This window comes from Bacillus sp. S2(2024) (genome assembly GCF_050474045.1).
In the GTDB taxonomy this organism is placed as follows: Bacteria; Bacillota; Bacilli; order Bacillales; family Bacillaceae_G; genus Bacillus_A; species Bacillus_A yunxiaonensis.
Genome location: NZ_JBFLUS010000003.1, coordinates 3,425,340 through 3,439,168, shown reverse-complemented (window position 1 = coordinate 3,439,168; position 13,829 = coordinate 3,425,340). Strand labels below are relative to the sequence as shown.

17 protein-coding genes and 1 other annotated feature are annotated in these 13,829 nt (G+C 37.6%); all 17 genes read left to right on the top strand.

Annotated elements, in window-relative coordinates; translation table 11 throughout:
* The first annotated feature begins 177 nt into the window (after positions 1–177).
* The 17 genes from AB1284_RS17445 to AB1284_RS17365 all read left to right on the top strand — a co-directional run bounded on the left by AB1284_RS17445 (position 178) and on the right by AB1284_RS17365 (position 13,772).
* Complete coding sequence (locus tag AB1284_RS17445; protein WP_429753716.1) at positions 178–738, top strand: Maf family protein; 561 nt, start codon at positions 178–180, stop codon at positions 736–738.
* A gap of 13 nt (positions 739–751) precedes the next feature.
* The gene (gene radC / locus AB1284_RS17440; protein WP_098305083.1) at positions 752–1,429 is read left to right on the top strand and encodes a RadC family protein; all 678 of its coding nucleotides are present in this window, start codon (positions 752–754) and stop codon (positions 1,427–1,429) included.
* A 172-nt stretch (positions 1,430–1,601) separates the two neighbouring features.
* The gene (gene mreB, locus AB1284_RS17435; RefSeq protein WP_429753717.1) at positions 1,602–2,618 is read left to right on the top strand and encodes a cell shape-determining protein MreB; all 1,017 of its coding nucleotides are present in this window, start codon (positions 1,602–1,604) and stop codon (positions 2,616–2,618) included.
* 48 nt (positions 2,619–2,666) lie between these two features.
* A complete protein-coding gene (mreC, locus tag AB1284_RS17430; RefSeq protein ID WP_429753718.1) occupies positions 2,667–3,521 on the top strand; it encodes a rod shape-determining protein MreC in 855 nt (284 codons plus the stop codon).
* A 12-nt stretch (positions 3,522–3,533) separates the two neighbouring features.
* Positions 3,534–4,073 carry a rod shape-determining protein MreD gene (gene mreD, locus AB1284_RS17425; protein ID WP_429753719.1) on the top strand — a complete coding sequence of 180 codons (540 nt, stop codon included), beginning with the start codon at positions 3,534–3,536 and terminating at the stop codon, positions 4,071–4,073.
* A gap of 35 nt (positions 4,074–4,108) precedes the next feature.
* Positions 4,109–4,795 (top strand): septum site-determining protein MinC, encoded by a 687-nt coding sequence (minC, locus tag AB1284_RS17420; protein WP_429753720.1) that lies wholly within the window; start codon positions 4,109–4,111, stop codon positions 4,793–4,795.
* 2 nt (positions 4,796–4,797) lie between these two features.
* Positions 4,798–5,595, top strand: coding sequence for a septum site-determining protein MinD (gene minD / locus AB1284_RS17415; RefSeq protein ID WP_230573848.1), 798 nt, complete (start codon positions 4,798–4,800; stop codon positions 5,593–5,595).
* Positions 5,596–5,776: 181 nt separating this feature from the next.
* The gene (locus tag AB1284_RS17410) at positions 5,777–6,517 is read left to right on the top strand and encodes a peptidoglycan DD-metalloendopeptidase family protein (RefSeq protein ID WP_429753721.1); all 741 of its coding nucleotides are present in this window, start codon (positions 5,777–5,779) and stop codon (positions 6,515–6,517) included.
* Positions 6,510–7,370, top strand: coding sequence for a M50 family metallopeptidase (locus AB1284_RS17405; RefSeq protein WP_429753722.1), 861 nt, complete (start codon positions 6,510–6,512; stop codon positions 7,368–7,370). The genes AB1284_RS17410 and AB1284_RS17405 overlap by 8 nt, the downstream gene beginning before the upstream one ends.
* Positions 7,371–7,432: 62 nt before the next feature.
* Entirely contained in the window at positions 7,433–8,815 is a 1,383-nt protein-coding gene (locus AB1284_RS17400) for an Rne/Rng family ribonuclease (protein ID WP_429753723.1), read from the top strand.
* Between the two features lie 77 nt (positions 8,816–8,892).
* Positions 8,893–8,970, top strand: a sequence feature (ribosomal protein L21 leader region).
* 14 nt (positions 8,971–8,984) lie between these two features.
* Entirely contained in the window at positions 8,985–9,293 is a 309-nt protein-coding gene (rplU, locus tag AB1284_RS17395) for a 50S ribosomal protein L21 (RefSeq protein WP_020059958.1), read from the top strand.
* Between the two features lie 11 nt (positions 9,294–9,304).
* Complete coding sequence (locus AB1284_RS17390) at positions 9,305–9,649, top strand: ribosomal-processing cysteine protease Prp (protein ID WP_429753724.1); 345 nt, start codon at positions 9,305–9,307, stop codon at positions 9,647–9,649.
* Between the two features lie 3 nt (positions 9,650–9,652).
* Positions 9,653–9,943, top strand: coding sequence for a 50S ribosomal protein L27 (gene rpmA / locus AB1284_RS17385; RefSeq protein WP_369902463.1), 291 nt, complete (start codon positions 9,653–9,655; stop codon positions 9,941–9,943).
* A 65-nt stretch (positions 9,944–10,008) separates the two neighbouring features.
* Positions 10,009–10,557 (top strand): Spo0B C-terminal domain-containing protein, encoded by a 549-nt coding sequence (locus AB1284_RS17380; RefSeq protein ID WP_429753725.1) that lies wholly within the window; start codon positions 10,009–10,011, stop codon positions 10,555–10,557.
* On the top strand, positions 10,557–11,843 hold the full coding sequence (obgE, locus tag AB1284_RS17375) for a GTPase ObgE (RefSeq protein ID WP_429753726.1): 1,287 nt from the start codon (positions 10,557–10,559) through the stop codon (positions 11,841–11,843). The genes AB1284_RS17380 and obgE overlap by 1 nt, the downstream gene beginning before the upstream one ends.
* Positions 11,844–11,992: 149 nt before the next feature.
* Entirely contained in the window at positions 11,993–12,700 is a 708-nt protein-coding gene (locus AB1284_RS17370) for a winged helix-turn-helix domain-containing protein (protein ID WP_429753727.1), read from the top strand.
* Positions 12,690–13,772 (top strand): sensor histidine kinase, encoded by a 1,083-nt coding sequence (locus tag AB1284_RS17365; RefSeq protein ID WP_429753728.1) that lies wholly within the window; start codon positions 12,690–12,692, stop codon positions 13,770–13,772. The genes AB1284_RS17370 and AB1284_RS17365 overlap by 11 nt, the downstream gene beginning before the upstream one ends.
* Positions 13,773–13,829 lie beyond the last annotated feature (57 nt).

Genomic DNA, 13,829 nt, shown 5'->3' with positions numbered 1-13,829 from the left:
GGGAGTTTTTTTAAATCATCTGTTTAAGCTGAAGAAAGGGAAGGGGGGGTTAAGCTTCTTTCCTTTTTTTGTATTTTTAAAAAGAAAAACGATATTTTCAAAATTTGAGGAGAATATATACATTTAGTATGGTTATGTTGTATCTTCCTGCTAATTTGGAAAACGAAAGGAGAACGTATGAAAAAACTTATTTTAGCGTCTGGTTCACCAAGGCGTAAAGAATTACTTGAACTAGTAGATATGTCGTTTGACGTTGTAATTAGCGATGTAGAAGAAATAATTGGAGCATATTCATTACCGCATGATATCGTGATGTCGCTTGCATTGCAAAAAGCATCTGCTGTAGCAAAGAATTACGAAGACTGTGTTGTGCTTGGTGCGGATACAATTGTTACGTATGAATCGCGTATTTTGGGAAAACCAGTAGATGAGGGTGAAGCGAAAGAAATGTTGCAGCTCTTATCAGGGAAAACACATGAAGTATATACAGGAGTCGCTCTTATTTCAAAAGAAAAAACAGTGACATTTTATGAGCGTGCAGAAGTAACGTTTTGGGAATTAACAGAAGAAGAAATCGATGCATATGTACGAACGAAAGAACCGCTTGATAAAGCTGGTAGCTATGGTATACAAGGAAAAGGTGCTATTTTTGTTCATCATATACAAGGTGATTATTATGCGATTGTCGGCTTGCCAATTGCACGTGTTATGCGTGAATTAAAACAATTTAATATGTAAAGGAGGCTGAAATATGAGCTGCATTCGTGATGTTGTGAAAGAAGATCAACCACGGGAGCGTTTATTGCTAGAAGGAGCAAGCAGCTTATCAAACACAGAACTTCTCGCTATATTACTTCGAACGGGTTCAAAAGAGGAGTCGGTTTTAACATTAGCGAATCGAATTTTGCATCATTTTGATGGATTACGAATGTTAAAAGATGCAACAATCGAAGAAATGACAAGCATTCACGGCGTTGGGATGGCAAAAGCATCCCAACTTATTGCTGCTTTTGAACTTGGACGAAGAATGGTACGATTAGAGTATCAGAATAGATATAGCATTCGCAATCCAGAAGATTGCGCACGCTACATGATGGAGGAGATGCGCTTTTTACAACAAGAACATTTTGTGTGTCTGTATTTAAATACGAAAAATCAAGTGATGCATCGACAAACGGTATTTATTGGAAGTTTGAATGCGTCAATTGTGCATCCGCGCGAGGTTTTCAAGGAAGCTTTCCGCCGCGCTGCTGCCTCTATTATATGTCTTCATAATCACCCTTCAGGCGATCCCGCACCAAGCCGAGAAGATATTGAGGTAACGAAACGACTTGTAGAATGCGGGAAAATTATCGGGATTGAAATTCTCGATCATATTATAATTGGTGACCATAAATTTGTTAGTTTAAAAGATAAAGGTCATATTTAAGACTATTTTTTTTCTTTATTTTGTTTTATAATGTGAGTTATGAGTTTTTTGTAGGCTTTCGTCTACACTATAACAAAGAACATATAAAAACGTTATGTTTTATATAAATATAATAGTATTTAAAAGAACAAATAAAGTACTTTTGTTAAAATTAGAAAGGAAGATACATGATATGTTTGGAATTGGTAGTTTTACTCGTGATCTTGGAATAGACTTAGGAACAGCGAATACGCTTGTATACGTGAAGGGGAAAGGCGTCGTTGTACGCGAGCCGTCTGTTGTGGCATTGCAAACAGATACAAAACAAATTGTTGCAGTTGGTAACGATGCAAAACAAATGATTGGTCGTACACCTGGAAATGTTGTAGCACTTCGTCCGATGAAAGACGGTGTTATCGCTGATTATGAAACAACAGCAACGATGATGAAATACTATATTCAACAAGCACAAAAATCAAACGGCTTTTTCTCTCGCAAGCCTTATGTAATGGTATGTGTACCATCTGGTATTACAGCTGTTGAAAAACGAGCAGTAATTGATGCGACTCGTCAAGCAGGCGCACGTGATGCATATCCAATTGAAGAGCCATTTGCAGCAGCAATTGGTGCGAACTTACCTGTTTGGGAACCAACAGGAAGTATGGTTGTTGATATTGGTGGTGGTACAACAGAAGTTGCAATTATCTCGCTAGGTGGTATTGTAACAAGCCAATCTGTTCGTGTTGCTGGTGATGAAATGGATGATGCGATTATTCAATATGTTAAGAAAAGCTACAACGTAATGATTGGGGAACGAACAGCAGAAGCATTAAAATTAGAAATCGGCTCTGCAGGCGAAGTAGAAGGTGTTGAGCCAATGGACATTCGCGGTCGTGACTTAGTGACAGGATTACCAAAAACGATAACAATTCGCCCAGAAGAGATTGCAGCAGCTTTAAAAGATACAGTAGATGCGATTGTTGAGTCTGTGAAAAATACATTAGAAAAAACTCCGCCAGAATTAGCGGCAGATATTATGGACCGCGGAATTGTTTTAACAGGTGGTGGTGCTTTGCTTCGTAATTTAGATAAAGTAATTAGCGAAGAAACAAATATGCCAGTTCTTGTTGCAGAAAATCCATTAGATTGTGTAGCAATTGGAACAGGTAAAGCGTTAGACAATATCCATCTTTTCAAAACTGCTCGATAAAATCCATTATTTCAGCATAAAAATTAGTAAATTTAAGAGGGTGTGAACGTGCCACAGTTTTTCTTAAACAAAAGATTAATTGTTTTGTTAGTTAGTATCATTCTTCTCGTGGCATTGATCGGGATCTCATTGAAAGAACGGAAAAATCTAACGTGGCCAGAGCAGTTTGTAAAGGATACCGTAGGAGTTGTAGAACGTGTATTTCAAAAGCCAGCGAATTATGTTGCCGGATTCTTTGAGAACGTACAAGATGTAAAGCGCACGTATGAAGAAAATAAAGAATTAAAAGCAAACTTGGACAAGTATGCAGAATTGTCCGTAAAGGTGAAAGACTTAGAGAAAGAAAATGCAGATCTTCGTGATATTGTTGGGAAAAAAGATTCGCTTCGTAATTATAATCCGGTTCAAGCAACTATTATTAACCGCAATCCAGATAAATGGTATGACCTAATTGCAATTGATAAAGGCGCGCAACAAGGTATTCAAAAAGATTCGGCTGTTATTACATCAAAAGGTTTAGTCGGAAAAGTAAAAAGCGTTTCACAATTCACTTCAACAGTTGAACTATTAAGCTCTTTAAATAGAACAAATCGTATTTCAGCTGTTGTACAAGGGGATAAGCGTGTTTTCGGGTTAATTGAAGGATACGATAAAGAGAAGCAATTGCTTCTCTTTACAAAAATCCCATCTGGTGTACCAGTAGAGAAGGATCAAATGGTTGTAACTTCTGGCTACGGTGGTGTGTTCCCAGAAGGGTTGGTTATTGGGCAAATCGTCGATGTGACATCAGATGAATACGGATTAACACAAACTGCTTATGTAAAACCTGCAGCAGATTTAAATGATGTAGATAATGTTATGGTCGCAAAACGAGAAATGCCGACAGTCGATCTAGGGAAATAGGAGGGGGAAGAGATGAGTATAAAAAAAGCAATTCTTCCTCTTCTACTTCTTCTCGTGTTTGTACTCGAGAGCATGTTTTCCACCTTTGTACCAACGAGTCTTTTTTGGAAGAATACAGTCGTAGCTCCGCATTTTTTAATGATTGTTTTATGCTTTATTACAATTTACTATAATTCTGTACAAGGTATTTACTATGGACTATTATTTGGATTTTTGTTTGATATGGTGCATACAGAGCTAGTTGGTGTGTATATATTTGCTTATCCGATTTTAGCTTATCTTGTATATCATGCGATGCGAATTTTACAACTGAACCTTTTTATTGTGTTCTGTATTGTATTAGCGAGCATTGCCGCGCTGGAGTATTATGTGTATGGATTTTTGACGCTAATTGGTCGTGTTCAAATGTCAGCGCATATCTTTTTCACAGACCGTCTTCTTCCAACGTTGTTATTAAACGGCATTTTTTTACTACTGTTTTGTTTCCCACTGAGAAGATATATTTTACGTCTTTCAGAAGCCATGGAAGAAAAAGAAAAAAGGATTTTCTGATTTTATGTCGAATTGAATCGGTGGGGTGAGCATTGGTGACAGAAAAAAAGCAACAATATGTGACTATAAAAGGAACAAAGGATGGTTTAGCATTACATCTTGATGATTCCTGTTCATTTCGCGAATTGCTGCAAGAACTTGACGAAAAGCTTTCCACCCATTATTACGAGGGGGATGGACGATCGTTAATTGAAGTTCAGGTCAAAGTTGGGAATCGTTATGTGACAGAAGTACAGCAGGAAGAATTGCGTACATTAATTCGTAATAAAAAGAATTTAGTTGTAGATTCTATTGAGAGTGATGTTGTAACGAAAGAACAAGCATTGGCATGGAAAGAAGAAACAGAAATTGTTTCTGTTTCAAAGATTGTTCGTTCAGGTCAAATATTGCATGTAAAAGGCGATTTATTATTAATTGGTGATGTAAATCCAGGCGGGACGGTTATTGCTGGAGGAAATATTTTTATTATTGGAGCATTACGAGGTATTGCACATGCTGGATATTATGGGGATGCAGAAGCTGTTGTTGCAGCTTCTGTTATGAATCCAATGCAGCTTCGGATTAGCGACGTGACAACGCGCGCTCCTGAAGAGAAAGAAGACGGGGCGGAAGGGGCAGAATGTGCCTACATTAATGAGAACAATTACATTGTTGTCGATCGCATTCAACTTCTCACTCATCTTAGACCTAATTTAACAAGGTTAGAAAGGGGAATTGTATAGCTGTGGGAGAGGCAATAGTTATTACATCTGGAAAAGGCGGAGTAGGAAAAACTACAACGTCTGCAAACATTGGAACAGCCTTGGCGTTATCTGGGAAAAAAATATGTTTGATTGATACAGATATCGGTCTGCGAAATTTAGACGTAGTAATGGGGCTGGAAAACCGTATTATATATGATCTTGTTGATGTTGTTGAAGGGCGTTGTCGTTTACCCCAAGCTCTTATTAGAGATAAGCGCTTCGATGAACTCTATTTATTACCTGCAGCGCAAACGAGCGACAAATCAGCGGTAACACCTGAACAAATGGAAGAATTAATACAGCAATTACGCCAGGACTATGATTACATATTAATTGACTGCCCAGCTGGTATTGAACAAGGTTTTAAAAATGCTGTGGCAGGTGCCGATAAAGCGATTGTTGTTACAACGCCAGAAGTATCTTCAATGCGCGATGCCGATCGGATTATCGGACTATTGGAAAAAGAAGATATCGAGCCACCGAAATTAATTATTAACCGTGTGCGCAGTCATATGCTACATGAACAAGATATGTTGGATGTAGATGAAATTGTACGTACGCTTTCAATCGAGTTACTCGGTGTTGTAGAAGATGATGATGCAGTTATTCGAGCAACGAATACAGGAGAGCCTGTAGCATTGCAACCGAATGGAAAAGCATCAATTGCTTATCGAAATATTGCAAGACGTTTGCTTGGGGAAAATGTACCATTGCAGCCGCTTGAAAATGAAAAAGAATCGGTCTTCACGAAAATGAAAAAATTCTTCGGAATACGTTAAAAGCGCTTCGCATATATGCGGAGTGCTTTTTGTTTTGTTAATCAAACTTCACCCATTTTAACATGTAACAGAAGGTAAGGACGTTAGTTAAGAGGGGGAAAGTTTCATTTCATTCCCATGAATATCTTTCCCGGACAACTCATACATATGTACAAACTGATTGAAAGAGGAAGGGGTCAGGATGAGAAATAAGCGAGTAGAAGAAATTAAAAAACGCATTGCTAAAAGGAAAGCACAGCAGGAAAGAACAGAAGAAGATGAAATATTTTCATATGAAGAGCAAGAATGTACACCACTTCTTATAGAGGAAGGAGAAGAAACACACCCTTTTTTTCGCAAAGAAATATTTCTTTTTAAGTTACTACTATCTGCAATTCTTGTTCTTGTCGTAGCGATCTTATTTAAAAATACAACGAGTTCTCTTGAAGGAACGCGTACAACTGTCAAACAAGCAATGGAAAAAGAATTTCAATTTGCATCTGTTTCTAAGTGGTATGAAACGCAATTTGGAAAGCCACTGTCATTTTTATCTTCTAGTGAAAAGAAAACGGTTCAGAAAGAAAAGGATTATGCTGTTCCTGCTTCAGGGAAAGTGATGCAAAGTTTTCATGCGAACGGGCAAGGTGTATTTGTACAAACAGCAGCAAATGCAATTGTGGAATCAGTGAATGAAGGAATTGTTGTTTTCGCTGGCCAAAAAGAAGGATTTGGGAATATCGTTCAGGTTCAACATGCAGATGGTACGGAATCATGGTATGGAAATTTAGGAGAAGCATCAGTTAAATTATATGATTATGTAGCAAAAAAACAAAAAATTGGAACGGTTGGTAATGATAAAAATGGTAAAAATGGTAAATTTTATTTTGCTTTTAAAAAGAATGAAAAATTTATTGATCCAATTCAGGTGATTTCATTTGAGTAAATACAGTGAGATTTTATCAAAAATTACCATTCATCCATTGTTTTGGGGGATTATGGCAATTGCGATTTTTACAGCTCGTTTTAAAGAATTATTAATTTTATTTTTCATTGTCTTTATTCATGAGTTAGGTCATGCAGTAGCTGCAGCCCATTATAAATGGCGCATTAAACAAATTCAGTTATTGCCATTTGGCGGGGTGGCTGAGCTTGATGAGCATGGAAATAAGCCATTAAAAGAAGAATTGATTGTCATTATAGCGGGGCCTATTCAACATGTGTGGATGTTAGCTGCTGCTTATTTGTCGTACACAGTAGGTTGGATGGGAGAAGACTTCTATCATTTTTTTATGTGGAATAACATAATTATTTTGTGCTTTAACTTACTGCCGATTTGGCCTCTTGATGGAGGGAAGATTGTCCTAAATATATTGTCATATCGCTTTCCATTTGTACAGGCACATAACATCATGATGAAAATATCAATTGCTTGTTTTAGTGCTGTATTTTTGCTGCAACTTTTCTGGAATAGTAAGAATGTAATGATGTGGACATTACTTCTTTTTTTAGTATTCTCTTTATTTCAAGAATGGAAACAACGTCGTTATGCATTTATGAGATTCTTATTAGAGCGCTACTACGGGAAAAAACGAGAAATTGCAAAAGTTACAGCTATTACAGTTGAAAAAGAAACGAGTCTATATCATATTTTCACACAGTTTCGAAGAGGATATAAACACTCAATTATCATACAAGGAGATCATAAAAATCAATATACACTAGATGAAAATGAATTACTTTACGCATATTTTACAGAAAAAAGAACAACATCATCTATAGAAGAGTTAATTGGTTAGTGTTGACGATAACACTAACCTTTTATTATGGTATAAAAAAAGGATAAAGAGAGGAATATACTTTGAAGAAGCTATACATAAACTACATCGGTTCGGAAAAACGAGTTGCTGTTGAAGAAGAGAAAGAGATTGTAGAACTTTTATGGCAACGAAATGAACAAGAACAAATTGTTGGAAATATATATATTGGGCGTGTTATGCGAACGATAGCTGGTATGAATGCTGCCTTTGTTAATATTGGTTTGGAGAAACATGCTTATTTGTCGTATGAAAACGTGCCATCATCTATGCGGTTGCACGAAGGACAAGCACTCCTCGTACAAGTTGTGAAAGAAGCGATTGATACGAAAGGGCCAAAAATAACAGCGAATATAGAATTCACCGGGAAATATGTCGTGTATATGCCCTACGACACAGTTTTTGCCGTTTCCCGGAAAATAAAAGATGCGAGAAAACGAGAACAACTTCTTGCACTAGAAGAAACAGGTGGATTTATTTTTCGTTCTGCATGCGAAAAGGTACAAATAGAAGATGTACAAGCGGAGATGCAACGTCTTCAGTCTCAGTTTGAGCTTGTGAAAACACAAGAACAAAGAGGAAAAGCACCGATTCTTGTTCATTCTCCTTCTAGTTTTATAGATCGGATATTTCAAGAGATACCAGTAGAGACGGTTTCAGAAGTGATTGTAGATCAGCGTGGGATGATACAAGAATTAAAAGAGAGAATAGGTGAAGAGAAAGTTACCTTTTTTAGTGAGAAGACACCCTTATTTGCTCGCTATGGAATTGATCGTGAAATTGAGAAAGCGCTGCAAAAGGTTGTGTGGCTTCCAAGCGGAGCGTATTTACTCATTGAGCAAATGGAAACGATGACTGTAATTGATGTAAACACTGGGAAATTCACCGGAAAACAAAATTTACAAGATACAGTGCTGCGCACAAATGAAATGGCAGCGAAAGAAATCGCACGGCAACTGCGACTTCGAGATATTGGCGGAATGATTTTAATTGATTTTATTAATATGAAGCGCCGCGATGAAAAAGAAAAAATAAGAGAAATCTTAAGGTCAAACTTAGAAAAAGACCACACTTATACAAGAGTATTAGGATTTACTGAGCTTGGTATTTTAGAAATGACACGAAAACGAAAAAAGCAATCGCTTCGTGATGTTTTATTAGCAGATTGCACGATTTGTCAAAATAGCGGTTATGTTTTATCACATGAAACGGTGGCATATGAGTTAGAGAGAGAACTCATTGTTTATAATGGAACAGACGATGAGGCGGTTCTTATTGCTGCCCATCCTAATGTACAAAAAATCTTTTTTGAGAAGGAACTGCAACGTAATGTATCGTTGCAAATTTATTTTATTGATGAAGAAGCTGTGCGTTATAAGATTCAACGCTTTGGAACAAAGGAAGAAATACGTGCATTGAAAAAATAGTTAGTAGAACATTCATTGACAATAGGCAGTGTTTCGTGATAACATCTCTATGTTATAGTTTATAGCACCTAAACGGCTATATACTACAACCGCACAGGACAGGTTCCAAAAAGACATTGTATGTCTACCTCGTTTTGGCGAGTCTTAGTAATTATGAGGAGGTGCAATTATGTACGCAATTATCGAAACAGGTGGAAAACAAATTAAAGTTGAAGCTGGTCAAGCAATCTACGTAGAGAAATTAGACGTAGAAGCTGGTGAAACTGTTACTTTTGACAAAGTTCTTTTCGTTGGTGGCGAAACTGTTAAAGTTGGTAGCCCAGTTGTAGAAGGTGCAACGGTTACTGCGAAAGTTGAAAAACAAGGTCGCGCTAAGAAAATTATCGTTTTCAAATACAAAGCGAAAAAGAACAATCGTAAAAAACAAGGTCACCGTCAACCATACACGAAATTAGTGATTGAAGCAATCAACGCTTAATTCGGGTTGTCATGATTAAAATTACGATTAATCGCACGAAATTAGGAAGTATCCAATCATTTAAAATGACCGGGCATGCCAACTTTGCGCCGCATGGACAAGATCTTGTCTGTGCTGGAACGACGGCGGTTGTGTTTGGATCTATAAATGCTGTGGAATCACTTTGTAATGTGCAAGCAACTATTGAACTTGGAAAAGATGGCGGATTCTTAAAGTATGAATTGCCTAGTGATCTAGATGATTCTATAAAAGAAAAAGCTTGTTTTCTGTTAGAGGGCATGGTTGTTTCGCTAAAAACGATCGAACTTGATTACGGAAAATATATCCGATTAATAGAAAAAGTGCAGGAGGTGTAACGTATGTTAAGATTAGATCTTCAGTTTTTCGCATCTAAGAAAGGTGTAGGTAGCACAAAGAACGGTCGTGACTCTATCGCAAAACGTCTTGGTGCTAAGCGTGCAGACGGTCAATTCGTAACAGGTGGATCAATTCTTTACCGTCAACGCGGTACAAAAATTTATCCAGGTGTTAACGTTGGTCGTGGTGGCGATGACACATTATACGCGAAAGTTGACGGCGTAGTACGCTTCGAGCGTCTTGGCCGTGACCGCAAACAAGTGAGCGTATATCCTGTTGCTCAAGAAGCATAAGAAACTCACGGAAAGCTCTAACCTGGGTGCAGGTTAGAGTTTTTCTATATTAAAGGGGTATATGGATGAAGGAAAAATGGACAATTATAGATGCGCTGCGCCATTCGAGACATGATTGGCTCAATCGTATGCAGATGATTAAAGGAAATCTTTCGCTTGGAAGAGTGGAAGAAATTCATGGGCTCATCGATCGTTTTGTCCAAGAAGCGAGACAAGAATCGAATCTGATTGGGCTTTCTATGCCCAAGTTTTCAGAATGGATTTTAACATATAATTGGAAACAGCACCCGTGCTTGTTGGAGTACGAAGTATTAGGAAAGATACATAATTTATCACATCTAGATGAGAGTGTTTCTATATGGACGGCTCAATTTTTCCGAATGCTTGAGCATAGTTTAGACGTTTATGTTGAAAATTATGTTTGTATCACAGTTGAATGTGACGATGAGGATGCTCGTTTCTTTTTTGATTTTCGTGGCAAGCTAACAGATGTACAAGAAATAAAAGAATGGCTTGCTCAACAGCATAATAAATGGTTTTCCATTTCTTATACAGTACGAGATGAAGAAATTTCGGTTATATTACAAATACTAGAAAAAAGTGTGGTGAAATAATGTTTGTAGATCAGGTCAAGATATATGTAAAAGGCGGCGACGGTGGAAACGGAATGGTTGCATATCGTCGTGAGAAATATGTTCCAAAAGGTGGCCCAGCAGGCGGTGATGGTGGTAAAGGTGCCGATGTTGTTTTCGTTGTAGACGAAGGATTACGTACATTAATGGATTTCCGCTATCAGCGTCACTTTAAAGCAGATCGTGGTCAACATGGAATGAGTAAAAACCAACATGGCCGTAAAGCGGATGATTTAATTGTAAAGGTTCCGCCGGGAACAGTTGTAAAAGATGAAGCTACTGGTCAAATTCTTGCGGATTTAGTAACGCATGAGCAATCAGCAGTTATCGCAAAAGGTGGCCGTGGTGGTCGCGGGAACTCACGTTTTGCGACGCCAACGAACCCAGCTCCAGAAATCGCTGAGAACGGGGAGCCAGGTCAAGAACGTGAAGTAGTACTAGAGTTAAAAGTGTTAGCTGATGTTGGACTTGTTGGTTTCCCAAGCGTTGGTAAATCAACATTATTGTCTGTTGTATCATCAGCACGTCCGAAAATTGCCGAATACCACTTTACAACAATTGTTCCAAACCTTGGAGTAGTTGAAACAGGTGATGGCCGCAGCTTTGTTATGGCAGACCTTCCAGGATTGATTGAAGGTGCACACGCAGGTGTTGGACTTGGACATCAATTTTTACGTCATATTGAACGTACACGCGTTATCATTCATGTGATTGATATGTCTGGTTTAGAAGGACGCGATCCATATGAGGATTACGTAACGATTAATAACGAGTTAAAAGAATATAATCTGCGTCTAACAGAGCGTCCACAAGTTGTTGTTGCGAACAAAATGGATATGCCAGATGCAGAAGAAAATTTACAAGCGTTCAAAGAAAAAGTGGGAGATGAAGTGAAAATCTTCCCTATTTCTGCGGTAACGCGTCAAGGTGTTCGTGATTTACTATTTGAAGTAGCAAATCTAATAGAAACAACACCAGAATTCCCAGTGCATGAAGTAATTAGTGAATCAGATGCAAGTGTAATGTATAAATTTGAGGCTGAAGGTTCTAATTTTGAGATTACACGTGAAAGCGATGGTACATTTGTCATTTCTGGTTATGACATTGAGAAAACATTCAAGATGACAGACTTTACTCGTGATGAATCTGTGCGCCGATTCGCTCGTCAAATGCGCGGTATGGGCATTGATGAAGCACTCCGCGCGCGCGGTGCAAAAGACGGCGATATTGTAAAAATTCTTGAATATGAATTTGAATTTATCGACTAAAGACTGCCGAAATACGGCAGTCTTTTTTATTTGCCAAAGTAAAAAAATCTCCTCAAATGGAAATTTACCCTTATAATGGAAAATGGGTAGATGTAAGGCACGTAGTAATTGTGCCTTTATTTGCTTTTAAAAAGGGAGTGGGGAATTGGATGTATAAAATATTAATTGTAGAAGATGATCTGAAAATTTCTGATATTTTAGAAGGGCATCTAGGGAAATACGGTTATCAGTCATTTCGCGTGCAAGATTTTCGTCATATAAAAGATGAATTTGCAAAAGTGAACCCTCATTTAGTTTTACTTGATATTAATTTACCATACTTTGACGGCTTTTATTGGTGCCGTCAAATTCGTACTATTTCTAATGCGCCGATTATTTTCGTTTCTGCACGGACAGGAGAAATGGATCAAGTGATGGCAATTGAAAATGGTGGAGATGATTACATTACGAAGCCATTTCATTTAGATATTGTCATGGCAAAAGTAAAAAGTGCACTGCGCCGTGTGTATGGTGAATATGCTTCTGGGGCGGAAAGTGATTACTTTGGAGTCAGTGGGTTACTTTTATTTCCAGCACAGCATATGGTAGAGTGGCAAGAAAAGCAAGTGGAGCTTACAAAAAATGAGTATTATTTATTAGAATGCTTAATGAAGCAAGCGGATCAATATGTAACGAGAGAAGAATTATTAGAAGCGTTATGGGATGAAATTGCTTTTGTTGATGACAATACCTTAACTGTAAATGTAAAGCGTGTTCGTAAAAAGTTAGAGGAGATTGGTATTAGCGATGCAATTGTTACGAAACGGGGCTATGGATATGCGCTCCTAACGAACTGGGTGAATGAACATGAATCTTAAAAAGTATGTGATGGACCGCACTGCATTGCTTGTTTCTTACATCATGAGTGTGGTTCTATTTGGTCTTGTCTTGCAGCTGCAAGCTTTTTTGCAGAAACAATCTATAAATTGGACTACCTGGCTATATGGATTTTTATTATCAATCGTCGTTTTTGCTTGCTTTCTTATGTATGATTACCGGAAAAGACAAGTTTTCTTGCAAAAAGTAGAGCATTATATTGCAGAGGGACACGAGTTGCATCATTCTTTATCAATCAGTTCGTCATATTCATACGAACAAGAAACGATTGTAGAAGCCTTTTCTCTCCTAAGACAACAATACATGAATGAAGTGCATGAACAACAAGCAAAAGGAGAGCAGCAAACGATCTTTATGAACCAGTGGATTCATCAAATGAAAACGCCGGTATCTGTCATTGAACTATTGCTGCAAAAACTTGGACAAACGCACCGCGAAGCAAGAGATACGATTGAAAGTATTCGTGAAGAAAATAATCGTATTTTACAGGGGTTAGAGTTAGCACTTCATATGGCACGCCTCGAACAGTTTGGGAAAGATTATAAAATAGAAGAAGTTAATGTGGTGGATATTGTTCGTGATAGTATTAACCAGCATAAAAAAGCATTTATTCAATCTTCTGTATATCCGAAAGTTATCTTTCGTAAAGAGCAGTATATGGTAGCTTCAGACCAAAAATGGCTTAGTATTGCAATCAATCAAATTGTGATGAATGCACTGAAGTATACAAGAATTACAGAAAAAGAGAAAAAAGAAATTGCATTTCAGATAGAAGAAACAGACAGTGTCATTACATTACATATTCGTGATAGCGGAATAGGGATTCCAAAACAAGATATAAAGCGGATTTTTGAACCGTTTTTTACAGGAGTCAATGGACGGAAAACAAGAGAAGCGACAGGAATGGGATTGTATATTACAAAACAAATTTGTGAGCATCTTAGTCATGGAATTTCTGTACAATCGATAGAGAATGAGGGGACAACATTTACGTTCCAGTTTTCGAAAGATAAAGGATATCATCAAATGATGAGGAAAATGACAAAATTGTAAGATAACAAACCGTTTTGTAAGGGAAATCACTCGTTACTTTTCCTCGTTTTTTCTATA